The following is a 23,142-nucleotide window of genomic DNA, read 5'->3' as shown; positions in this document are numbered from 1 at the left end:
CGCGAACCGGCCGCCCTCCCGAGCGGGAGGGCGGCCGGCCCATGCGGTGCGGGTGCCGGGCGCTCACACGTCCGGCACGCTACGGATTTACCGGACGGACACGGCTCGGCCTCGCCGGTACAGGATCACGCCGCCCGCGATCAGCGCGGCACTGAGGCCGGAGGCCGCCAGCGTGGTCGCGGCGCCGGTCTCCGCCAGTGCGGGCCGCACGGGCTGGGATTCGCCGCCCATGGGGACGAGTCCCGGCTGCCGCTCGGTGGAACCGGTGGAACTGGTGGAACCGGTGGAACCGGTGGAACTGGTGGAGGGGGAGTCGTGCGTCCCCGCCGAGGAGGGCGAGTCGGCCCGGATCTGTTCGGCGGGGGCGGGCGGCCGGGGAGCCGGGGGGCGGGCGACGGGCGGGGTGTTCACCACGCCCGGGGTGCTCACCACGCTCGTCGGGGGAGGCGTCTGCTGGGCGCCGCTGTCACTGGGACCGACCTGCCCCGGAATGCCGGGGGTGGCCTGCTCGACCCGACTCGCGCCGTTGGCGCAGGAGTTGCCGAACGCCGGATTCAGCAAGGCGACGACGTCGACGGTGTTGCCGCAGACGTTCACCGGCACATGGACCGGCGCCTGCACGGTGTTGCCGGACAGGACACCCGGGGAGTCCGAGGTGGTGCCGCCGGCTGCCGAGTCGGCGACGGCGGCGATCTCGCACAGGGACAGAACGCTCGTCGCGGCGGCGGCCACGACCATTCCCCTGCTCAGGGTCTTTCGCAATCTCGTTGTCTTCCTGCTTGAAGAAGTGGGAAGGCCGGCCCCGGAACGAAGAACCCAAGGATCAACGGTCCGGGGCCGGCCGCTGCACAGCCCGAAGGCCGGCGCGTGATGTCGGGTGACGTCAGCCGTTGGCGCAGGTGTTGCCGAACGCGGGGTTCAGCAGCCCGATGATGTTGACGGTGTTGCCGCACGCGTTCACCGGAACGTGCACGGGGAGCTGGACGACATTGCCGGACAGAACACCGGGAGAACCGACGGCAGCACCCTCGGCACCGGAGTCCGCGAAGGCCGGGGCGGCGGCGCCCAGAGCCAGGATCGCGCCTGCGACGACGGCAGCGCTCTTCTTCATGAACTTTCCCTTCTCTGCGGTCATGCCCCTATGACGGCCGAAACCGAGCGAGCACAGCTTGAACGGCTCGCACCATGACCGGCAGGTTGTAGAACGAGGGATAGACGGTCGAAGAAACTACAGAACGCGCGTCATCCCGTAATTCACTCGAACGCCTTCACAACATTGACGCATGAGAGGAAACAGTTCGGCTGAGCGATGTACTTCAGGTTGAACGGGGATTTCATGGAAAAGTCCGCCCGGGGCGGCACGGAAAACGGCGCGCGGCCCGGGCGGACTTTCCGCGGGGTCGACTCAGTGATTGCCCGTGCCGTTGCCGGACAGGGCCGAGATGTCGTCCAGGATGTGCGACAGCGGCTCGTCGCCCTTGGCCTGGGTGGAGTTCTCGACGCACTGCTGGTTCTGCGGCGACGAGAGGATGGGCACGTCCTGTACGGCGACCGGGACGGCGCCGACCACCGAGCCGGCGTTCGCCTTGGCCGGCAGGCCTACGCAGAGCTTGTTCAGCGAGCCCTGCACCAGGGTGGCCTGCGGGCTCAGATGGCCCCCGGTCACCTGGTTGCCGAACGCCTCCTGGGCGCCGGTGCCGCTCGCGGACGTGGTGCCGTTGTCGTTGCCGAGGGCAAGCGCCTGCGGGGCGAGCGCCGCCGACGCACCGACGACGGACGCGGCGACCGCCGCCACGGCCATTGCCTTCTTCAGCATTTTCGCTTTCCTTTCCTGGCCTCCTGGCCAAGACGCACGTTCCTGCCGCATCAACCCGTCACGAGCCAAATGGTTGCGGCACGTCACCCGATCGGATCGTCCGGCGGCAACGGAATTAACGCGCCACTCGGAAGGGTCACACCCATGTATTCCCGGCGGGGCGGCATGTCGGCCATCGGGGTGAATACCAGGAACCGGATGCGTTCTCTCCAGTTGAACCAGGGCACTCCGGTGGACGGGGTTTCTTCAGAAGGGAATCGCAAGTGATCAAGAAGGTTCTGACCTCCGCCGCGGTCGCCGCCTCCGTCGTCGGCGTCTCGGCCACCGCCGCCCCGCAGGCTCTGGCCATCGGCAACGACAACGGCACCACCTCGGCGAGCGGCAACGGCGCCTCGCAGGCGTACGGCAACTCCGCCACCTTCGGCAACATGAGCCCGCAGATGGCGCTCGTCCAGGGCTCGCTCAACAAGCCCTGCATCGGCCTGCCGGCCAAGGCGAACGTCGGCTCCCTCGTCGGTCTCGTCCCGGTCGCCGTACAGGACGTCCCGGTCCTCTCGTCGCCGCAGAACCAGCAGTGCGTCGAGAACTCCACCCAGGCCAAGGGCGACGAGCCGCTGTCGCACATCCTGGACGACATCTCGGCCCTGTCCGGCAACGGCACGGGCAACAACTGACCCGGGACACCTCCCACGCCCCTTCCGGGCTTTCCCAGCGGGCCGCCGGACTTCCGGCGGCCCGTCGGCCTGTTACGGGACATGACCGCGCAGGGACGTTTCTCCCTTGATCGGGCCGGGCCGGTCCCGGTTCCGGGCTGCGCTGGTCCGCTGATCGGATCGCGCTGGTCCGTTCGAGGCACAGCCCGCAACCCGGTCCGCTGCGCCGCCGTTGGCGATCACGCAACTCCGTCCCCGGAGTCCGCCTTTCGAAGGGAACGAACATGAAGAAGCTGTGGGCAACCGCGGCTGTGGCCGCCTCGGTCGCCGGCCTTGCCGGCGCGGCCGCCCCCCAGGCCCTGGCCATCGGCAACGACACCGGCACCACGTCCGCGAGCGGCGTCGGCGCCCAGTCGGAGTTCGGCAACTCGGCCACCTTCGGTGACATGAGCCCGCAGCACTCGCTGGTCCAGGGCTCGCTCAACAAGCCGTGCATCGGCCTGCCGGCCAAGGCGAACGTCGGCTCCCTCGTCGGTCTCGTCCCGGTCGCCGTACAGGACGTGCCCGTCCTCTCGTCGCCGCAGAACCAGCAGTGCGTCGAGAACTCCACCCAGGCCAAGGGCGACGAGCCGCTGTCGCACATCCTGGACGACATCTCGGCCCTGTCCGGCAACGGCACGGGCAACGGCTGAGCGGTCCGCTCCGCCGCGGCGGGTCACCGGTTCCCGGTGGCCCGCCTTCTGTGTGTCGGCACGGGCGAAGCGGGCCGCCGTGACCGGGTGCCAGACGCCCTGCTCACGGCGGCGCATGACCACGGCGGCGGCGCCCCGCGCCGCCGCTTCAGATCCTTGCGTACGCCCATGACGGCTCCCGGTCGCGGCTCGTGCCGAAGCACTGACGGTACGTCAATCTCTTTGCGCCATACGGTTCTGTGCGTCCGCCGCACCCTTGTGTGGTGCGCGGTTCCGTTCGATGCTGGCGTTTCTTGATGCCTTGCGTTCGGAGCCGCCGTATGAGTGCAGAGAGAGCCCCCCTGAACCGACCGCGCCGTCGCACCGTCCTCGCGGCGGGCGCCCTGGCCGGCTGGGCCGCCTTCGCCGCGCAGAAGCGTGCCTTCGCCGCCGACGGCGACCCGTGGGACGCGAACCCGCGGGTGTTCCAGGTCGACCGCGAGCCGGCGCGGGCCCGGCTGGTGCCGTACGCGAGCGCCGCGGACGCGCTGCGCGGACGGTTCCAGGAGTCGCCGTACCACCGCTCCCTCAACGGGGACTGGCGCTTTCGCTTGTCGCGCAACCCGGACCAGCGGCCCGTCGGGTTCCACGAGCCCGGCTACGACGACGGCGGCTGGGACCGCATCCCCGTCCCCTCGAACTGGGAGATCGAGGGGTACCCCGAGCCGATCTACCTCAACATCAAGTATCCGTGGATCGGTTACGAGACGCCCGCGCCGCCCGAGGTGCCGCACGACGTCAATCCGGTGGGCTCCTACCGCCGCGCCTTCACCGTGCCGGACGCCTGGTCGGGCCGGCGCACACTGCTGTCCTTCCAGGGCGTCAAGTCCGCGTTCTTCGTATGGGTCAACGGGCAGCGGGTCGGCTACAGCGAGGACAGCTACACCCCCGCCGAGTTCGACGTCACCCGGTATCTGCGGCCCGGCACCAACACCCTGGCCGTGGAGGTGCACCGCTGGTCCGACGGCAGCTGGCTGGAGGACCAGGACATGATCGACCTGTCCGGGATCTTCCGGGACGTGTATCTGTACTCGATCCCGCGGGTGCATGTGCAGGACCTGTTCGTGCACACCGCGCTGGACTCCGCCTACCGCGACGCCGTCCTCACCGTCGACGTCACGGTGCGCGACCGGGGCGGCGACGGCGGCGTCCCGGGCCACCGGGTGAGCGCCGAGCTGTTCGCCGCCCGCGGGCGGCGGGTGCTGGGCCTCGCGGGCGCGGCCGGTGACACAACCGTGTCCCTGAAGGGCGGGGTGCGGGCGCCCGCGCTGTGGTCCGCGGAACGGCCGAGCCTCTACACGCTGGTGGTGACGCTCTCCGACGCCCGGGGCCGGGCCGTCGACATCCACAGCACCCGTGTCGGCTTCCGCCAGGTCGAGTACGGGCCGGGGACCTTCACCCTCAACGGGAAGCCCGTCATGTTCCGCGGCACCAACCGCCACGAGAGCGACCCCGAGCGCGGCCAGGCCGTCGACGAGAAACGCATGCTGCAGGACATCCGTCTGATGAAGCAGCACAACATCAACGCCGTCCGCACCTCGCACTACCCCAACGACCCGCGCTGGCTCGAACTGTGCGACGAGTACGGGCTGTATGTGATCGACGAGACCAACCTGGAGACGCACGGCGTGCGCGACACCGTGCCTGCCTCGCTGCCGGAGTGGACCGACGCCTGCGTGGACCGGCTGCGCTCGATGGTCGAACGGGACAAGAACCATCCGAGCGTCGTCGTCTGGTCACTCGGCAACGAGGCCGGGCACGGCGACACCTTCCAGGTCATGGCCGACTGGGTGCACTCCCGGGACGCCTCCCGCCCGGTGCACTACGAGGGCATGAACGCCGTCGCCGACCTGCACAGCGAGATGTACACCAGCCCGGCGGGCGTCGAGGCCTACGGCAGGTCCGGCAACCCCACGCCGTTCCTGCTGTGCGAGTACAACCACTCGATGGGCAACAGCGGCGGCAACGTCCGGGAGTACTGGGAGGTCTTCGAGCGCTACCCGAACCTGCACGGCGGGTTCGTCTGGGACTGGGTCGACCAGGCCGTCCGGCTGCCGGTGCCGGGCGGCTCCCGGGGCACCTATCTGTCGTACGGCGGCGACTGGCGCCCCGGCTATCCGACGGACGGCAACTTCTGCTGCAACGGGCTGGTGGCCGCGGACCGCTCGGTCCACCCCGGGCTGATCGAGATCAAGAAGTGCCACCAGCCGGTGGGCCTGACCGCGGACGACCTCGCGGCCGGGACCGTGCGGGTGCGCAACAAGCAGCTGTTCAGCGGCCTGAACGGCTACGAACTGCGGTGGGCCGTGACCCGTGACGGTACGACGGTGCAGCACGGCACGCTGCCGGCGCCTGCGGTGGCGCCCGGCGCGCAGGGCGTCGTCCGCGTCCCCTACCGCAGGCCCGCCGCGCCGGAACCCGGCGCCGAGTACTTCCTCGGCCTCTCCTTCGTGCTGCGTGACGCGACCGGTTGGGCCGGCGCGGGACACGAAGTGGCCGCCGAGCAGTTCGCGTTGGACTGGTCCGCGCCCGCACCGGACGACTCCCCCGCCCCAGGCGGCCTCACCCTCACCGAGACCGATGCCGAAGTGCGGGTGCGCGGGCGGGACATGGAGGTGGTGCTGTCCAAGGCGTCCGGCACCCTCGCCTCGTACACCTGGCGGGGACGGGCGCTGCTCGTCGAGGGCCCGGTGCCCAACTTCTGGCGCGGCCCGACCGACAACGACATCGGCCGTGCCTTCCACAAGACAGCGCTGACCTGGCGGGACGCGGGCGCACGGCGGACGGTGACCGCGGTGCGGGCCGAGCAGTCCGCGCCCGGCGAGGTCGTCGTCGAGGTCTCCTGCACGCTGCCGACCGCGCCGCACACCTCCGCCTGGCACACGGTGTTCCGGGTGCGCGGGGACGGGGAGGTGCGGGTGCGGCACACGCTGGACGCCGCCGCCGGGCTGCCCGATCTGCCCATGGTGGGCGCGCTGGTGCGGGTGCCGGCGGGTGCGGAGCGGCTGGAGTGGTTCGGGCGGGGGCCGCACGAGAACTACCAGGACCGCAAGGCATCCGCGTTCGTGGGGCGCTGGCGCTCCACGGTCGACGCACAGGTCGCCCCGTACGTACGGCCGCAGCAGACGGGCAACCAGACCGATGTGCGGTGGCTGTCGCTGACCGGCCGCTCCGGTGCCGGGCTGCGGGTGGTCGCCGACCCCGCGGACGGCGAGGCGCTGCTGGAGACCAGCGCCCTGCACCACACGCCGGCCGACCTGGACGGGCCACGGCACCCGCACGAGCTGACCCGGCGCGCCGAGACGGTGCTGCTGGTCAACCACCGGCAGATGGGCGTCGGCGGCATCAACTCGTGGGGCGCCGCGCCGTTGGAGCAGTACCTGCTGCACGCCGGGCGGACATACGCCTACGGGTACCGGCTGCGGCCCGCGGACGGGTAGCCGCGCCCGGCCCCGGCGGTCAGCCGACGGAGCGGTCCGCCTGTCCGACGGCCTCGGCGAGCCGGCGGACCGCCTCGTCCTCGGTGACGCCCGCCAGATCGTGTGCGCGCGCCCGCAGAGCGGTGAGTCCGGGGGCGCCCGGCAGCCGGTCGTGGCGCTCTTCGCCGGCGCGCAGGGCGTCGGCGAAGTAGGCGGCGACCGCGGTGACCTGGAAGCGGGGGGTCGCGCTCCACACCGATTCCCGGAGGGCGCCGGTCTCCAGGGTGCCGGACCGCTCGTGCGGGTCGCGGGTGGTGGGGTCGAGCCAGCGGACGGTGGCCGTGGCGAGGTGGCCGTGGGCGCCGGGCCTGGTGCGTACGGCGTACAGGGCGGTCACGGTGTGGCCGGGACCGACCTCGCCGCCGTCCACGCGGTCGTTGCGGAAGTCGTCGTCGGCGACGCGCCGGTCGTCGTAGCCGACGAGCCGGAAGTCGGCGACCGTGTGCGGGTCGAAGGCGACCTGGGCCTTGGCGTCGCGGGCCGTCAGCTCGATGTTCCGCGGGAGCTGGTCGCAGAAGACCCGGCGGGCGTCCTCGGTGCCGGACACGTACACCGTGTGTCCGTCGCCCTTGTCGGCGAGGCGCTCCATCAGCGCGTCGCCGTAGTCGCTGCCGACGCCGACGCCGAAGAGGGTGACGCCGTGCTCGCGGCGGGCGGTGTCGATGCGTTCGAGGATGGCGTCCGGGTCGGTCTCCCCGTCGTTGGCGAGGGCGTCGGAGATGAGCACGACCCGGTTGGTCGCGCCGCGCCGCAGGCCCTCGACGGCGGTGGCGTAGCCGGTCTCGACGCCCGCGACGAGGTTGGTCGAGGACCGCGTCCGCAGTGTGTCGATCGCGTCGTGGACCGTGCCGCGGTGGCCGCCGAGGCGGGTCATCGGCAGCACCGTCTCGGCCTCCTCGCTGAAGGTGACCAGCGCGACCGAGTCGTCGTCGCCCAGCCGGTCCGTCATCGTGCCGAGGGACTGTTTGGCCAGGTCGAGGCGGCCCGGTTCCGCCATGGAGCCGGAGACGTCGAGGACGAACGTGAGCGCGGCGGGCGGGCGTTCATCGGCCGGTCCGGCGTCCCTGGTGGCGAGGCCGACCCGCACCAGGGACCAGTCGGCGGCGCCGGTGCGGGCGCCGTCGACCGTGACGGTGAAGCCGTTGCCGTCGGGCCGCCGGTAGTCCTGGCGGAAGCTGTTGACGAACTCCTCCGGCCGGATCGTCGACGGGTCGGGCCTGCTGCCGTCGGCGAGGGTGCGGCGGGCGTAGTCGTAGGACGCCGTGTCGACGTCCAGGGCGAAGGTGAAGAGGGCGTCGGCGGGGTCGGCGGACGGATCGGGCGCGAAACCCCTCTCGTCCTGGCCCCCGCCCTGGCCCCCGGTGTCCTGCCGTCGTACCGAGCCCCCGCCGTACGCCGGGGCCGGGGCGGCGTCCTTCGCGCGGTGCGCGCCGGTGTCGTCGCCCCCGCCGCACCCCGTCGCCAGCAGGCCGCCCGCCACCGCGAGGGCGAGCAGCGCGCCCCACGTCCGTCGTGTCCGGTGCCGTTCCATCGTCTGTGCCCCCTGTGCCTGTGCCGGTTGTCTTCGACATCTGTGACTGTGACGGCGGGCGGGAGCCGATGGTGCGGCACGGGGTGTTGCGGATGGATCTCGAAGCGGCCACGGAGCGGGCCCGTCGAGACCGGTGGGTGATCCTCCGGTGATCTAGCAGACGATGTCCTTGCGGGCGAACCCGCGGAAGGCCAGGGCGAACAGCACGAGCGCATACGTCATGGAAATCGCGGTGCCCTGGATCATGCCGGACCACTCGGGGCGCGGCTGCACGGCGTCGGCCCAGGCGAACTGCCAGTGTGCGGGCAGGAAGTCACGCCAGTGGCCGAGGGCGGTCACGGCGTCCAGGACGTTGCCGACGATGGTCAGACCGACCGCGCCGCCGACCGCGCCGAGCGGTGCGTCCGTCTTCGTGGACAGCCAGAACGCCAGCCCCGCGGTGACCAGTTGGGACACGAAGATGTACGCGACGACCACCACGAGGCGCTGGGCCGCCGTGCCCGGGTCCAGCGCGCCGCCGGTGGGGATCTCCAGCGGGCCCCAGCCGTAGGCCGCCGTGCCGACGGCGATGGCCATGAGCGGCAGCAGCACCATCGCGGCCAGGCTGAGCCCCAGCCCGACGGCGAGCTTGGACCACAGCAGGCGGGCCCGGGGTACGGGCGCGGCGAGCAGATAGCGCAGGGACGACCAGCTCGCCTCCGAGGCGACCGTGTCCCCGCAGAACAAGGCGACCGGGATGACGAGGAGGAAGCCCGCCGACACGAACAGGTTCACGGCGGCGAAGTTGGCGCCGGACGCGGTGGCCGTGTCCATCAGAGTGACCTGGCCGTTGCGTCCGCTCGGGTTGCCGCCGACGGCGAAGGCGACGACCAGGACGAACGGCAGGGCGGCGAGGATGCCGCCCATGACGAGCGTGCGGCGGCGCTTGAGCTGTCGCACCAGTTCCACCCGCAGCGGCAGCGTGTGCCCCGCACGGTAGCCGGAGGCCACCTCGACGGGCTCGGTGAGCGTGCTCATGCGGAACCTCCGATCAGGGTGAGGAAGGCGTCCTCCAGCCGGCGGTGGGGCCCGAGCGAGACGACGGGAACTTCGAGCCGAACCAACTCGACGAGAAGCCGCGCGGCAGCCTCCGACGAACTCCCCGCCGAGCGCCCACCACCGACCGGCTCCGGGGACGGGCCCCCGGACGGGTGCCGGGTCGGCTCCGGGGACGGGCCCCCGGACGGGTGCCGGGTCGGGTCCGGGGACGGGCCCCCGGACGAGCCCAGGGACGGAAGCCCGGGCGGGTGCCCGGCCGGGAGCACCGGCGGGCCCTCTGCCAGGAGCCCGGCCGGGTCCGCGGACGAGTCTCCGGACGGGTCCATGGCCCGAAGCCCGGACGGGGCCGGCGACGGGTGTGTGAGGGTCAGGTGGATGAGTAGGCCGCCGTCCGTGCGGGTTGCGGATGCCACTCCTGGCAGCGCCGCTACCTTTTCGACCAGCGGGTCCGTGATGTCGGTGGCCAGGCCGACGAGGAGGGTCTCGCCCGAGCCGACGATCTCGCCCACCGGGCCGGCCTGGACCAGCCTGCCCCGGTCCATCACCACCAGATGGGTGCAGGACTGTTCGACCTCGGCGAGGAGATGGCTGGAGACGATCACCGTGCGGCCCGCCGCCGCGTAGCGGATCATCACCCCGCGCATCTCGCGGATCTGCGGCGGGTCGAGACCGTTGGTCGGCTCGTCGAGGATGAGGAGGTCGGGCAGGCCGAGCATGGCCTGGGCGATGGCGAGCCGCTGGCGCATGCCCTGCGAGTAGGTGCGCACCGCGCGGGCGAGCGCGTCGCCGAGGCCCGCGATCTCCAGGGCCTCGTCCAGGTGCGCATCCTCGGCCGGACGGCCGGTCGCCCGCCAGTACAGCTCCAGGTTCTCGCGGCCGGACAGATGCGGCAGGAAGCCCGCACCCTCCACGAAGGCACCGACCCGCGACAGCACCGGCGCACCCGGCCGGATCGCATGGCCGAAGACGCGGATCTCACCGTCGTCGGGGGTGATCAGGCCCATCAGCATGCGCAGGGTCGTCGTCTTGCCCGCGCCGTTCGGCCCGAGCAGCCCCAGCACCTGGCCCTTCTCGACGCGGAAGGACAGGTCCCGCACCGCGTACCGGTCGGCCGACTTCGCGTACCGCTTGCTCAGGTCCGTGATCTGCAGCGGGACGTCGGCCAGGGCGGGATCGGGCTCGGACACCGCTGTGCGGCGGCGGGCGGTCAGCAGCAGGGCCAGCGCCAGCACGGCGGCGGCCGGTGGCAGCCACCACACCCAGGACGGCAGCGGCGCCGCCGCGGTGGTCACGCCCGGCGCCGTCGGCACGCTCAGGTCGCCCTTCAGGGAGACGGTGTAGGCGGCCGGGGCCGCCGGTGAGGCGTAGCCGAGGTCCGTGGAGGCGAGGACCAGACGGAGCCGGTGGCCCTTCTGCACCTCGTGGTCGATCGCCGGGAGGGTGACCGTGACGTCCTTGCCGGACTTCGCGCCCTCGACGCGCAGCGGGGTGACCAGTTGGGCGGGCAGCACCGGCCGGCTGCCGCCGGGTCCGACGTCGTACACCTTGCCGAACAGCACGGCGTCGTCGCGGGTCGAGGTGATGTGGACGGTGACCGTCGGGGAGCCGGTGATGCGCAGGTCGGTGGCGACCGGCGCCGACTCGAACGCGGCGTACTGGCCGGGGAAGTCGAGGGAGACCCCGACGCCGAGGGCGGACAGCCCGCCGAGCCCGCTCGCGGCGCCGAGGCCGGGCAGCGCGGAGACGCCCGGCGGGCTGGCCCCGGCCGGGTTCTCGACCCGCTGTGTGCCGCCGGTCAGCGCGAGGGAGCGGCGGCCGGCCTCCAGGCCGGGGTAGGTGTCGGCGCTCGCGCCGCGCTGCAGGGCCGTGCCGTTGGTGGAGTCGACGCCTCCGGTGCGGGTGATGCGGAACGCCGGGCCGGTGTCGGTTCCCTTGTCGTCCTTGAGGTAGCGGTCGAACCAGGCCGTGACGCGGGCCTGCACACGGTCCGTCTCCATGTCGCCGCCGTCGTGCCCGCCCGAGATCCAGTCGACGTCGACCGGGGCGCCGTTCGCCCGGATGGCCTTCTCGGCGGCGTCGGACTGGGCGAGCGTGAACAGGGAGTCCGTCTGGCCCTGCACGAGGAGCGTGGGCACCTTGATGCGGTCGGCGACGGCGGACGGCGAGCGCTGCTCCAGCAGGGTGCGGGCGGCGGCGTCCGGCCTGCCCGCCTCGGCGATCCGGTCGTACATGGCGCACAGCGTGGGTTCGAACCTGGCGCAGCCGCCGCCGGTGTTGAAGAAGATCCCCGCCCACAGCTTCTTGAACACGCCGTTCGGGAACAGGGCGTCCGCCAGGTTCCAGTACGTGATCGCCGGGGCGATGGCGTCCACCCTCTTGTCGTGTCCGGCGGCGAGCAGGGAGATCGCGCCGCCGTACGAGCCGCCGGCCATGCCGACGCGCGGGTCGCCCTGCTTGTCGAGCCGGACCTGGGGCTGCTCGGCCAGCCAGTCGATGAGCCGGGAGACGTCGGAGACCTCGTGCCGCGGGTCGTTCAGCCCGATTCTGCCGGTCGACTTCCCGAAGCCGCGCGCGGACCAGGTCAGCACCACGTACCCGTCCCGGGCCAGGTCCTGGGCCTGGGCGCGCAGGTCGTCCTTGCTGCCGCCGAAGCCGTGCGCCAGCAGGACGGCCGGGCGGCGGCCCGCGGCGGCCGAGGTGAAGTACGAGGTGTCGATGTGTGTCCCGTCGGCCATGGTCATGACCTGGTCGGTCCGGTGTACCCGGGGCGGGCCGTCGGCGGCGACGGCCGTCCACGTGCCGGCGCCGGCGAGCACCACGACGGCGGCCGCGGCGGTCCACAGCCGCCGCGGCCCCCGGAACAGCCCGCGCCGGCCGGGCAGTCGAAGATCCATGCCCCAACGGTACGGGCCGCCACCGACAACCGATGCAGCCACCGGTCGGAACCCCCGCACCTTCCCGAGGAGTACGGGCCCGCTCCGGCATACCGCAAACGCGGTACGCGCCGGGTTCCGGCCGGCGAGGTCAGGTCCTCGCGTCCTCCGGGATCGACACCAGCCAGCGTGTGTCGCGGCGCGGGCGCAGGTAGAAGGCCCAGTAGAGGGTGGCGGCGGCCACGATGCCACCGGTCCACAGCAGATAGACCGTCTCCTGCGTGCTGAGGACGTAGGCCAGGACGACGATGAGCAGGACCGGCATCGCGGGCCACAGCGGCATGCGCCATGCGGGTGTGTGCCGGTGCGGGCCGCGGCGGGCCAGCAGGGCGGCGACCGCGACCAACAGGTACATGCCGGTCACCGAGACGCCCGTGACGCCGTACAGCGTGTCCAGGTTGACGAAGCAGAGCAGCGCGCCGGGGACGCCGACGGCGAGGGTGGCGACCCAGGGGGAGCCGAAGCGGCCGAGCCGGGAGAGGACGTTGTTGACCGGTTCGGGCCAGGCCTTGTCGCGGGCGGAGGCGAACAGTACGCGGGAGTTCTGGATGACCATGACGATGCCCGCGTTGATGATGGCGAGGGCGACGCAGAGGCTGACGAAGGTGCCGACGGCCGAGTTGGACCAGGCGGTGACCATGGAGCCGATGTCGCCGCCGGTCAGCTGCTCGATGTCGGAGGCGCCCATGGTGATGGCGACGACCGGGACCAGGATGATCACGGCGGAGATGGCGAGGGTGGCCAGGACCGTGCGGGCGACGTTGCGGCGGGGGTCCTCCAGTTCCTCGGAGAGGTAGACGGCGGTCGAGAAGCCCTGGGTGACGAAGAGGGCGATGGCGAGGCCGGAGATGACCAGCATGGCGGTCACGGTGTCGGTGTGGCCGTCGGCGCCGGCCACTTGCAGGGAGGTGAGGCTGCCGAGTCCGCGGTGGCCGTGTGTGAAGCCCAGCAGGGCGACCAGGGCGGCGGCGATGACCTCAAGCACCAGGAAGATGCCGGTGATCCAGGCGTTGGCGCGCAGGTCGAGCAGGCCGGCGAGGGTGGCGAGCAGCATCACGCCGGCGCCGGTCATGGCCGGGTCGAGGTGGACGATCGGGGCGAGGTAGTCGGCCGTGCCCATCGCGATCACCGGGGGCACGATCATCACGACGAGGAGGGAGAGCACGAAGACCAGCCAGCCGGCGAGTCGTCCGGCCATCGTGGACACCATGGCGTACTCGCCGCCCGCGCTGGAGATGAGGGTGCCCAGCTCGGAGTAGCAGAACGCCACGGCGATACAGAGGAGGGAGCCGATGGCGATGGTCAGGGCGGTGGCGGTGCCGAGCGAGCCGAACAGGTCGGGGACCACGACGAACAGGGTGGAGGCGGGCGTCACGCAGGAGAGCGTCAGCAGGGTGCCGCCGACGACGCCGATGGAACGCTTGAGCTGCTGGGGACCGTCGGCCGGTGCCTGCGGGGCGCCGGTTTCGACAGGGCGGAGCGTGTCGGTCATGGAGCGGTTCCGATCGGACTCGTGCGGAGTGGTGGGGCGGGAGCGTTATCGCCTCCGGCGGCTCGCGTCGTCCATCTTTCGTGTCGCTCCCGGCGCTGATGGAATCCCAACGAAAACCAGCACGTCAATAGCCGTTCACCTACGGAATTCGCAGATCGAGAGGCCGGTTGATCGCGTAAACGGCACTATCCGGCTGTCCCCTCCGCGCGTTGCGCCCGTACGAGAATCGCAGGCACTGCGTCAAAAAAACGTCAGGCCCCGTCCTCCGCGGTTTTCACGGTGTGGGAGGGCGGGGCGCACGGCGGGTCGGTCAGTGGTTGCGCGGGAACCCGAGGTCCACGCCGGCGGGGGCGTCGGCCGGGTCCGGCCAGCGGGTGGTGACGACCTTGCCGCGGGTGTAGAAGTGCGTGCCGTCGTTGCCGTAGATGTGGTGGTCGCCGAAGAGCGAGTCCTTCCAGCCGCCGAAGCTGTGGTAACCCACGGGAACCGGGATCGGCACGTTCACACCGACCATGCCCGCCTCCACCTCCAGCTGGAAGCGGCGGGCGGCGCCGCCGTCCCGGGTGAAGATCGCGGTGCCGTTGCCGAACGGCGAGCCGTTGATGAGGGCCAGGCCCTCCTCGTACGTGTCGACGCGCAGCACGCACAGGACGGGGCCGAAGATCTCGTCCTGGTACGCCTTCGCGCCGGTCGGCACCTTGTCGAGCAGCGAGATGCCGATCCAGTGGCCGTCCTCGAAGCCCTCGACCGTGTGGCCGGTGCCGTCGAGCACGACCTCGGCGCCCTCGGCGGCGGCACCCCGTACGTACGACGCCACCTTGTCGCGGTGCGCGGCCGTGATCAGCGGGCCCATCTCGCTCGTCGGGTCGTTGCCGGGGCCGATCTTGATCCGCTCGGCGCGCTCGCGGATCTTCGCCACCAGTGTGTCGCCGATCACACCGACCGCGACGACCGCCGAGATGGCCATGCAGCGCTCGCCCGCGGAGCCGTAGGCGGCGGAGACGGCCGCGTCGGCCGCCGCGTCCAGGTCGGCGTCCGGCAGGACCAGCATGTGGTTCTTGGCGCCGCCCAGGGCCTGGACGCGCTTGCCGTTCGCGGCGGCGGTGGTGTGGATGTAGCGGGCGATCGGGGTCGAGCCGACGAAGGAGACGGCCTTGACGTCCGGGTGCTCCAGGAGCCGGTCCACGGCCACCTTGTCGCCGTGCACGATGTTGAAGACGCCGTCCGGCAGACCGGCCTCGGCCAGCAGCTCGCCGATCCTGACGGACGCCGACGGGTCCTTCTCGGACGGCTTCAGGACAAACGTGTTGCCGCACGCGATGGCGATCGGGAACATCCACATCGGGACCATCGCCGGGAAGTTGAACGGGGTGATGCCCGCGACGACGCCCAGCGGCTGCCGGATCGAGGACACGTCCACACGGCTCGCGACCTGTGTGGACAGCTCGCCCTTGAGCTGCACATTGATGCCGCACGCCAGGTCGACGATCTCCAGGCCGCGCGCGACCTCGCCGAGCGCGTCGGAGTGCACCTTGCCGTGCTCGGCGGTGATCAGGGCGGCGATCTCGTCGCGGTGGGCGTCGAGCAGCGCGCGGAAGCGGAACAGGATCTGCGTGCGCTTGGCCAGCGAGGACTGGCCCCATGTCGCGAAGGCGTCCTCGGCCGCCGCGACCGCCGCGTCCACCTCGTCGACGGTGGCGAACGCGACCTTGGTGGTGACCGCCCCGGTCGCCGGGTCCGTGATGGGCCCGTACGTCCCCGAGGCGCCTTCGACGGTCTTGCCGCCGATCCAGTGGTTGACGATCTTCGTCATTCCCGGTTACTCCTTCACAGATGGCGGCGTCGGGTCGAGACGTGCCGTTCGTACAGCTCACGCGCCTTGACCGCGGACGGTCGGGTCGCGGTCTCGGCCACAGGAACATCCCACCAGGCCTGCGCAGGAGGCGCGCCCGACACAGTGTCGGCCGTTTCGGTCTCCACATAGACACATGTGGGAGTGTCGGCGGCCCGCGCCTCGGCGAGCGCCGCGCGCAGGTCCCGCACGGTCCTGGCGCGCAGCACGCGCATGCCGAGACTGGCCGCGTTGGCGGCGAGGTCCACCGGCAGCGGGGCGCCCGTGTGGGTGCCGTCCGCGGCCGGGAAACGGTAGGCGGTGCCGAACCGCTCGCCGCCCACCGACTCCGAGAGCCCGCCGATGGACGCGTAGCCGTGGTTCTGCACCAGCAGCAGCTTGATCGCGACACCCTCCTGCACGGCCGTGACGATCTCGGTCGGCATCATCAGATACGTACCGTCGCCGACCAGCGCCCACACCGGCCGGTCGGGCGCGGCGAGCTTCACCCCGATGGCGGCGGGGATCTCGTAGCCCATGCACGAGTAGCCGTACTCCAGGTGGTACTGGTCCCGTGACCGCGCCCGCCACAGCTTGTGCAGGTCGCCGGGCAGGGAGCCGGCCGCGTTGACGACGATGTCGGACTCGTCGACGATCTCGTCGAGCGCGCCGAGCACCTGCGGCTGGGTCGGCCGGACGTCCGGCTCGTCGGCCTCGTAGCAGGCGTCGACGCGCTGCTCCCAGCGCTCCTTGTCCTCCGTGTACTCGGCGACGTAGGCGTCGGCGACCCGCCACCCGTGCTCCCCGAGGGCCCCGGTGAGCGCGCGCAGCGCGTCCCGGGCGTCGGCGACGAGCGGCAGCCCGGCCAGTTTGTGGCCGTCGAAGGCGGCGATGTTGAGATTGAGGAAGCGGACGTCCGGGTTCGCGAAGAGGGTGCCGGATGCGGTGGTGAAGTCGGTGTAGCGGGTGCCGACGCCGATCACCAGGTCGGCGGTGCGGGCCAGTTCGTCCGCGGTCGCCGTACCGGTGTGGCCGACGCCGCCCACGTCCTGCGGATGGTCCCAGCGCAACGAGCCCTTGCCGGCCTGGGTGGCGGCGACCGGGACGCGGGTGGCCTCGGCGAACGCGGCCAGCGCGGCCTCGGCCCGGCTGTGGTGGACGCCGCCGCCCGCGATGACGAGGGGCCGCCGGGCCGCGCGGACGGCCCGCACCGCCGCGGCCAGTTCGACCGGGTCCGCCTGCGGCCGACGCACCGTCCACACCCGTTCGGCGAAGAACTCCTCGGGCCAGTCGTACGCCTCCGCCTGGACGTCCTGCGGAAGGGCGAGCGTGACGGCGCCGGTCTCGACGGGATCGGTGAGGACCCGCACGGCCTGGAGCGCGGATGGCATCAGGGCCTCCGGCCGGGTGATCCGGTCGAAGTACCGGGAGACCGGGCGCAGGCTGTCGTTGACCGACACATCGCCCGCGTACGGGACTTCGAGCTGCTGGAGCACCGGGTCGGCCGGGCGGGCGGCGAACACGTCACCGGGCAGCAGCAGCACCGGCAGGTGGTTGACCGTGGCCAGCGCGGCACCGGTGACGAGGTTGGTGGCGCCCGGACCGATGGACGTCGTCACCGCGTGCGTGGACAGCCGGCCCGACTGGCGTGCGTAGCCGACCGCCGCGTGCACCATGGCCTGTTCGTTGCGGCCCTGGTGGTACGGCATGTCGGCGGCGTACTCGACGAGCGCCTGACCGATACCGGCGACATTGCCGTGCCCGAAGATGCCCCAGGTGGCGCTGATGAGCCGGTGCCGTTCGCCGTCCCGCTCCGTGTACTGGGCTGACAGGAAGCGGACGAGCGCCTGCGCGACCGTGAGCCTCGTGGTTGAGGTCATCGGTACCCCTCTGTGCTCTCTACGTGGTCTGGATGGAAGCAGATCCGCCACTCCCGCGTCCGGCCCGGACCCGCCATGACGTTGAGGTAGTACATGTCGTGGCCGGGCTGGGCGATGGAGGGGCCGTGCCATCCGTCGGGTACGAGGACGGCGTCGCCGGTGCGGACCTCCGCGAGGACGTCGGATCCGCCCTCACGGGAGGGGAATACGCGCTGATAGCCCAGACCGTTCGGACCGGCGATCTCGAAGTAGTAGATCTCCTCCAGTTCGCACTCCTCACCCGGCCGGTGCTCGTCGTGCTTGTGCGGCGGGTACGAGGACCAGTTGCCGCCGGGGGTGATCACCTCGACGGCGATCAGCCGGTCGCAGTCGAACGCGTCGGCGGCGGCGAAGTTGCGCACCAGGCGGGAGCAGGTGCCGCTGCCGCGGTGTTCGACGGGGACCTCCGGCGCGGGGCCGTAGCGGGCGGGGAGTCGTCGCTCGCACTTCGCTCCTGCCAGGGCGAAGCGGCCTCCCGCACCGGAGGCGATCTGGACCCGGGCGTCCCGGGGCGCGTACACGAAGTCGGAGACGGAGGCGAACACGCTCTCCCGGCCCCGGATTTGGAACTCTTCGTCCTCCACCTGCACGGTACAACCGCCGCTGAGCGGAAGCACGATCCACTCACTGTTACCGGTGGTGAACATATGGGTGGCGCCCGGGGTCAGTTCGACGACGCGCAGGCTGCTGTGCGCCCAACCGGCCCGCTCGGGGCCGATGTCGACGGTGTACTGGGCGCCCGCGGTAGAGCCCTGGGGCAGATACAGGTCCTTGCTGGTCATGCCGTCCTCACAGCAGTCCTACGGCGGTGTCCACGGCGGCGGCCACATCACCGTCCGCCGGGTACAGCAGCGAGCGGCCGACCACCAGGCCGCGCACGGTGGGCAGGCGCAGGGCACCGCGCCACTTCTCGTACGCCGCCTCCTGGTCCTCGTGGGTGCCGCCGATCTCCCCGCCGAGCAGCACGGCGGGCAGCGTGGAGGTCGCCATGACCTCGGCCATGTCGTCCGGGTGCTCGGTGACCGGCACCTTCAACCAGGTGTAGGCGGACGTACCGCCGAGGCCCGAGGCGATGGCGATGGAGCGGGTGACGGCCTCCGCGGACAGGTCGTTGCGCAGCCGGCCCTCGGGCGTGCGGCGGCTGATGAACGGCTCGACGAACACCGGCAGCCGGCGCTCGGCCATCGCGTCGATGACGCGCGCGGTGGACTCCAGGGTGGTCAGCGAGCCCGGGTCGGTGTAGTCGATGCGCAGCAGCAGCTTGCCCGCGTCGAAGCCGAGCCGCTCGATGTCCTCGGGGCGGTGGCCGGTGAAGCGGTCGTCGAGTTCGAAGGAGGCGCCCTGGAGTCCGCCGCGGTTCATGGAACCCATGACGATCTTGTGGTCGAGGACGCCGAGCAGCAGCAGATCGTCGAGGATGTCGGCGGTCGCGAGGACCCCGTCCACACCGGGACGGGACAGCGCCAGGCACAGCCGCTCCAGCAGGTCGGCACGGTTGGCCATGGCGAGCCTGCGGCCGCCGATGCCGAGGGCGCCGCGGGCCGGGTGGTCGGCGGCGACGATCATCAGCCGGCCGTTCTCGCCCAGCAAGGGGCGGCGCGGGCGGCGGGCCGCCGCCTCGGCCACCGCCTCGGGGTGGCGGGTGCGGGTGCGCACCAGCGCGGAGACGTCCACGCGCGCGTGTCCGCCGCCGTCCGTACGGAGGTGCCCGCCGCCGTCCGCGCCCTCCGGGTGGGCGCCGGTGACCCGGCCGGCCCTCACAGCACCGCTCCGGCCGCGAGCGCGGCGGCCACCTCGTCCGGGGTGGGCATCGCCGAGGAGCACTCCAGGCGGGAGGCGACGATGGCGCCGGCCGCGTTGGCGTGCCGCATGATCGTCTCCAGGTCCCAGCCGGCCAGCAGGCCGTGGCACAGGGAACCGCCGAAGGCGTCACCGGCGCCCAGTCCGTTCAGGACGGTGACCGGCAGCGGCGGCACTTCGGCCCGCTCGCCGCTCCCGCTGACCGCGAGGACGCCCTTGGGTCCCTGCTTGACGACGGCGATCTCGACGCCCGCGTCGAGGAGCGCGCGGGCCGCGGCGTGCGGCTCGCGGACCCCGGTGGCCACCTCCACCTCGTCGAGGTTGCCGACGGCGACGGTGGTGTGGCGCAGCGCCTCCGCGTAGAACGGACGAGCCGCGCCCGGATCGGACCAGAACATGGGGCGCCAGTCCAGGTCGAAGACCGTCGTGCCGGACTTGGCGCGGTGCGCGAGGGCCGCCAGGGTCGCCGTGCGGCTGGGCTCCTCGCTCAGGCCGGTGCCGGTGACCCAGAAGACGCGGGCCTCCCGGACGGCGTCGAGGTCCAGGTCGTGGGCGTCGATCTCCAGGTCGGGCGCCTTGGGCTGCCGGTAGAAGTAGAGCGGGAAGTCGTCCGGCGGGAAGACCTCGCAGAAGGTGACCGGGGTGGGCAGCCCGGGGACCGCGGTGACCCAGCGGTCGTCGACACCGAAGCCGCGCAGGGCCTCGTGCAGATAGGCGCCGAAGGGGTCGTCACCGGTCCGGGTGATCACGGCGGTGCTCCGGCCGAGCCGGGCCGCGGCGACCGCGACGTTCGTCGCCGACCCGCCGAGGAACTTGCCGAAGGAGGACACCTGGGCGAGCGGCACGCCCGTCTGCAACGGATACAGATCCACTCCGATCCGCCCCATGGTGATCAGGTCGTACGCCATCGGCTTCCCTTCTTCGGCACACGGCTCTCCCCGGTTTGTAGTCCCGCACCGGGAACCCTGTCAATGTTTTGTCCAGACATTCGGACGAGAGCTTGACACCCCCTTCCGCGACCCTCACCCTGGCGGCCATGACGCAGTTGTCACCTCAGTCTCCCGTCCCCGGCCTCTCCCGCATCCGGGTCGGATCGGCCCCCGACTCCTGGGGCGTGTGGTTCCCGGACGACCCCCGGCAGGTGCCCTGGCGGCGCTTCCTCGACGAGGTCGCCGCATCCGGCTACGAGTGGATCGAACTGGGCCCCTACGGCTATCTGCCGACCGATCCGGCCGTCCTCACCGAGGAGACCGCCCGGCGTGGCCTGAAGGTGTCGGCCGGCACCGTCTTCACCGCCTTGCACCACGGCCCGGCGGTCTGGGACCGCACCTGGGCGCACGTCTCCGACATCGCGGCCCTCACCCAGGCCATGGGCGCCCGGCACCTGGTCGTCATCCCGTCGTTCTGGCGCGACGACAAGACCGGTGAGGTGCTGGAGCCGGACACACTGACCCCCGAGCAGTGGCGGAATCTCACCTCGCTGACCGAACGGCTCGGCCGCGAGGTGCGCGAACGCTACGGCCTGGAGATCGTCGTCCACCCGCACGCCGACACCCACATCGACAGCGAGGAGAACGTCGTCCGCTTCCTCGACGGCACCGACTCCTCCCTGGTGTCGCTGTGCCTGGACACCGGGCACTACGCGTACTGCGGCGGGGACAGCGTCAAGCTGATCGAGACCTACGGCGAGCGCATCGGCTATCTGCACCTCAAGCAGGTGGACCCGCAGATCCTCGCCGAGGTACGGGCGGACGGTATCCCGTTCGGGCCCGCGGTCGCCAAGGGCGTCATGTGCGAACCGCCGTCCGGCGTGCCCGCGCTCGGCCCGGTCCTGGAGGCGGCGGCGAGGCTGGACGTCGATCTGTTCGCGATCGTCGAGCAGGACATGTACCCCTGCGAACCGGACCGGCCGCTGCCGATCGCCCGGCGAACCCGGGCCTTCCTGAGGTCCTGCGGAGCATAGCGGCCCTGGCGGGATGCGATACGGGACCGTCGGACCGACGCGGCCCGCCCCTGCACCGGCCTGCGCCTTCGTGTCCACCTGAACCGGCGACGCCTTTGCATCGACCGTGTCACAAACGCCTTGGCCGTGTCACACATGTCGCGTATACGCGGGCTCTCGGTCACATCCGGTCGACAGCCCCTTCCCCGCGCTCACTGTGCGTCGTTGACCGGACACAGGCGTGGTGATCGCCAGTGCAGCGCCCGGCTCCCCCGACGGCCGCCCCGGTCGCCGCCGCGGCGCGCGCAGGGAGGTGCGACTCATGACCGACCGAAGGCTCTGGTCCTACAAGGAGATCGCGGCACACATCAAGGTGCAGCCGGACACCGTACGGTCCTATCGAAAACACGGGCTGCTACCGCCGCCCGACCATGTGGAGGGCGGTAAGCCCTACTGGTACGCGGACACCGTCCGCGCCTGGGTGGCCTCCCGTCCCGGCAACCGCGGCAGACGCCAGAACTGAACCGCCGCCCTCCGCTGTGCCCCGCCTCCGGGCGGGGCACGGTGCGTCGAGGAACCGGGGGTGCTGCCCGGCTGCGCGTGGGCGGACCTCAGGACCATGGCTCGATGACCGTCACCCCCGATCCCGGTGCCGTGCCCATCGCCGCCAGCGCGGACGGTGCCGCCTCCAGCGGGATAGCCGCCGTCACCAGCCGGTCGGGGCGCAGCATCCCCGCCCGGACCAGCTCCAGCATCGCCGGGTAGGCGTGCGCGGCCATGCCGTGGCTGCCGAGGATCTCCAGTTCCAGGGCGATGACACGGGCCATGGGGACCGGGGTGGTGCCCTCCGCGGAGGGCAGCAGGCCCACCTGGACGTGCCGGCCGCGGCGGCGCAGCCCGGCCACCGAGGCGGCACAGGTGGCCGGGGAGCCGAGGGCGTCCAGGGAGAGATGGGCACCGCCGGTCAGCTCGCGCACGGCCGCCGCCGGGTCCGCCGTGCCCGCCGCGTCCACGCACGCCGCGGCGCCGAACGCCCGCGCCAGCTCCAGGGCCCGGGGCGACACGTCCACGGCGACCACCCGGGCGCCCGACGCCGCCGCGATCATCACCGCCGACAGGCCCACGCCTCCGCATCCGTGCACCGCGACCCACTCCCCCGCCGCCACCCGGCCCTGCTGCACCACCGCGCGGAAGGCGGTCGCGAAGCGGCACCCGAGGGACGCGGCGGTGGCGAAGGACATCCCGTCGGGGATCCGGACCAGGTTCACATCGGCGTGGTCGAGCGCCACGTACTCGGCGAAGGAACCCCAGTGGTGGAACCCGGGCTGGGTCTGCCGCTCGCACACCTGCTGGTCGCCCGCCGCGCAGGCCGGGCAGGTCCCGCAGGCGCAGACGAAGGGCACGGTGACCCGGTCGCCCGGACGCCAGCCGGTGACACGGGCGCCCACCGTCTCGACGGTCCCGGCGAGTTCGTGACCGGGTACATGCGGCAGGGTGATGTCCGGGTCATGGCCCATCCAGCCGTGCCAGTCGCTGCGGCACAGGCCGGTCGCCGCTACGCGCACCACCACGCCGTGCTCCGCCGGCTCCGGGTCCGCCACCTCCTTGATCTCGGCGGGCTCTCCGTACCGCTCGAACACCACAGCCCGCATGTGTCTCTCCTTCTGACCGGCTCATCCGCGGTTCCGCTCCGCTTGGGTGGGACCCATGATGCGGCGTCGGTTGACTGCGGCGGGGTGGGGGCTGAGCGCGCAGTTCCCCGCGCCCCCTTCGGGGCGCTCGCCTTCGGGGCGCTGGCACCGTGGCCGCTCTCTGGGCGCCGGTGAACGTGATGCGGCGTCGGGCGGCTGCAGCAGCGTGGGGGCTGAGCGCGCAGTTCCCCGCGCCCCCTTCGGGGCGCTCGCCTTCAGGGCGCTGGCACCGTGGCCCGCTCTGTGGGGGTCGGACTGCGGGGTGAGGGGGCTCTGCATAGGGTGC

18 protein-coding genes are annotated in these 23,142 nt (G+C 72.1%); 5 read left to right on the top strand and 13 right to left on the bottom strand.

Annotated features, from left to right (window positions below; translation table 11 throughout):
* Positions 1-87: 87 nt before the first annotated feature.
* The 3 genes from ACFYTE_RS19845 to ACFYTE_RS19835 all read right to left on the bottom strand — a co-directional run bounded on the left by ACFYTE_RS19845 (position 88) and on the right by ACFYTE_RS19835 (position 1,816).
* Positions 88-762, bottom strand: coding sequence for a chaplin (locus ACFYTE_RS19845; protein ID WP_388711740.1), 675 nt, complete (start codon positions 760-762; stop codon positions 88-90).
* Between the two features lie 121 nt (positions 763-883).
* On the bottom strand, positions 884-1,111 hold the full coding sequence (locus ACFYTE_RS19840; RefSeq protein WP_388712257.1) for a chaplin: 228 nt from the start codon (positions 1,109-1,111) through the stop codon (positions 884-886).
* A 294-nt stretch (positions 1,112-1,405) separates the two neighbouring features.
* The gene (locus tag ACFYTE_RS19835; RefSeq protein ID WP_388711737.1) at positions 1,406-1,816 is read right to left on the bottom strand and encodes a rodlin; all 411 of its coding nucleotides are present in this window, start codon (positions 1,814-1,816) and stop codon (positions 1,406-1,408) included.
* A 263-nt stretch (positions 1,817-2,079) separates the two neighbouring features.
* On the opposite strand from ACFYTE_RS19835, the gene ACFYTE_RS19830 reads away from it, so the two are divergent.
* The 3 genes from ACFYTE_RS19830 (at position 2,080) to ACFYTE_RS19820 (ending at position 6,640) form a co-directional block, all read left to right on the top strand.
* On the top strand, positions 2,080-2,490 hold the full coding sequence (locus ACFYTE_RS19830) for a rodlin (RefSeq protein ID WP_388711734.1): 411 nt from the start codon (positions 2,080-2,082) through the stop codon (positions 2,488-2,490).
* 263 nt (positions 2,491-2,753) lie between these two features.
* Positions 2,754-3,161, top strand: coding sequence for a rodlin (locus ACFYTE_RS19825; protein WP_388711731.1), 408 nt, complete (start codon positions 2,754-2,756; stop codon positions 3,159-3,161).
* Between the two features lie 320 nt (positions 3,162-3,481).
* Complete coding sequence (locus ACFYTE_RS19820; protein WP_388711729.1) at positions 3,482-6,640, top strand: glycoside hydrolase family 2 TIM barrel-domain containing protein; 3,159 nt, start codon at positions 3,482-3,484, stop codon at positions 6,638-6,640.
* 19 nt (positions 6,641-6,659) lie between these two features.
* Here ACFYTE_RS19820 and ACFYTE_RS19815 read toward each other — a convergent pair whose 3' ends face one another.
* The 9 genes from ACFYTE_RS19815 to iolC form a co-directional block, all read right to left on the bottom strand.
* The gene (locus ACFYTE_RS19815; RefSeq protein WP_388711726.1) at positions 6,660-8,210 is read right to left on the bottom strand and encodes a von Willebrand factor type A domain-containing protein; all 1,551 of its coding nucleotides are present in this window, start codon (positions 8,208-8,210) and stop codon (positions 6,660-6,662) included.
* Between the two features lie 153 nt (positions 8,211-8,363).
* Positions 8,364-9,227, bottom strand: a complete 864-nt coding sequence (locus ACFYTE_RS19810; RefSeq protein ID WP_388711724.1) for an ABC transporter permease — start codon at positions 9,225-9,227, stop codon at positions 8,364-8,366.
* Positions 9,224-12,142 carry a CocE/NonD family hydrolase gene (locus tag ACFYTE_RS19805; protein ID WP_388711721.1) on the bottom strand — a complete coding sequence of 973 codons (2,919 nt, stop codon included), beginning with the start codon at positions 12,140-12,142 and terminating at the stop codon, positions 9,224-9,226. Before ACFYTE_RS19805 ends, ACFYTE_RS19810 begins: the two co-directional genes overlap by 4 nt.
* Before the next feature lie 130 nt (positions 12,143-12,272).
* Positions 12,273-13,673 carry an APC family permease gene (locus tag ACFYTE_RS19800; RefSeq protein ID WP_388711718.1) on the bottom strand — a complete coding sequence of 467 codons (1,401 nt, stop codon included), beginning with the start codon at positions 13,671-13,673 and terminating at the stop codon, positions 12,273-12,275.
* 310 nt (positions 13,674-13,983) lie between these two features.
* A complete protein-coding gene (gene mmsA, locus ACFYTE_RS19795; protein WP_388711715.1) occupies positions 13,984-15,486 on the bottom strand; it encodes a CoA-acylating methylmalonate-semialdehyde dehydrogenase in 1,503 nt (500 codons plus the stop codon).
* A gap of 14 nt (positions 15,487-15,500) precedes the next feature.
* Positions 15,501-17,384, bottom strand: coding sequence for a 3D-(3,5/4)-trihydroxycyclohexane-1,2-dione acylhydrolase (decyclizing) (gene iolD / locus ACFYTE_RS19790; RefSeq protein WP_388711712.1), 1,884 nt, complete (start codon positions 17,382-17,384; stop codon positions 15,501-15,503).
* Entirely contained in the window at positions 17,381-18,205 is an 825-nt protein-coding gene (gene iolB / locus ACFYTE_RS19785) for a 5-deoxy-glucuronate isomerase (protein ID WP_388711710.1), read from the bottom strand. The genes iolD and iolB overlap by 4 nt, the downstream gene beginning before the upstream one ends.
* 7 nt (positions 18,206-18,212) lie before the next feature.
* Positions 18,213-19,097 (bottom strand): deoxyribose-phosphate aldolase, encoded by an 885-nt coding sequence (locus tag ACFYTE_RS19780; protein ID WP_388712255.1) that lies wholly within the window; start codon positions 19,095-19,097, stop codon positions 18,213-18,215.
* Positions 19,098-19,180: 83 nt separating this feature from the next.
* Complete coding sequence (iolC, locus tag ACFYTE_RS19775) at positions 19,181-20,131, bottom strand: 5-dehydro-2-deoxygluconokinase (RefSeq protein WP_388711707.1); 951 nt, start codon at positions 20,129-20,131, stop codon at positions 19,181-19,183.
* Positions 20,132-20,259: 128 nt separating this feature from the next.
* Between iolC and ACFYTE_RS19770 the strand changes: the two genes are divergently transcribed.
* Positions 20,260-21,186, top strand: a complete 927-nt coding sequence (locus ACFYTE_RS19770) for a sugar phosphate isomerase/epimerase family protein (protein WP_388711704.1) — start codon at positions 20,260-20,262, stop codon at positions 21,184-21,186.
* A 301-nt stretch (positions 21,187-21,487) separates the two neighbouring features.
* Positions 21,488-21,688, top strand: coding sequence for an AlpA family transcriptional regulator (locus tag ACFYTE_RS19765; RefSeq protein ID WP_121888636.1), 201 nt, complete (start codon positions 21,488-21,490; stop codon positions 21,686-21,688).
* An 88-nt stretch (positions 21,689-21,776) separates the two neighbouring features.
* On the opposite strand, the gene ACFYTE_RS19760 is transcribed toward ACFYTE_RS19765, so the two are convergent.
* Positions 21,777-22,817, bottom strand: coding sequence for a zinc-dependent alcohol dehydrogenase family protein (locus tag ACFYTE_RS19760; protein ID WP_388711701.1), 1,041 nt, complete (start codon positions 22,815-22,817; stop codon positions 21,777-21,779).
* Between the last annotated feature and the right edge of the window lie 325 nt (positions 22,818-23,142).

Source organism: Streptomyces sp. NPDC004629 (assembly GCF_042873595.1).
Taxonomy (GTDB): domain Bacteria; phylum Actinomycetota; class Actinomycetes; order Streptomycetales; family Streptomycetaceae; genus Streptomyces.
This window is presented reverse-complemented; position numbering and strand designations above follow the sequence as displayed.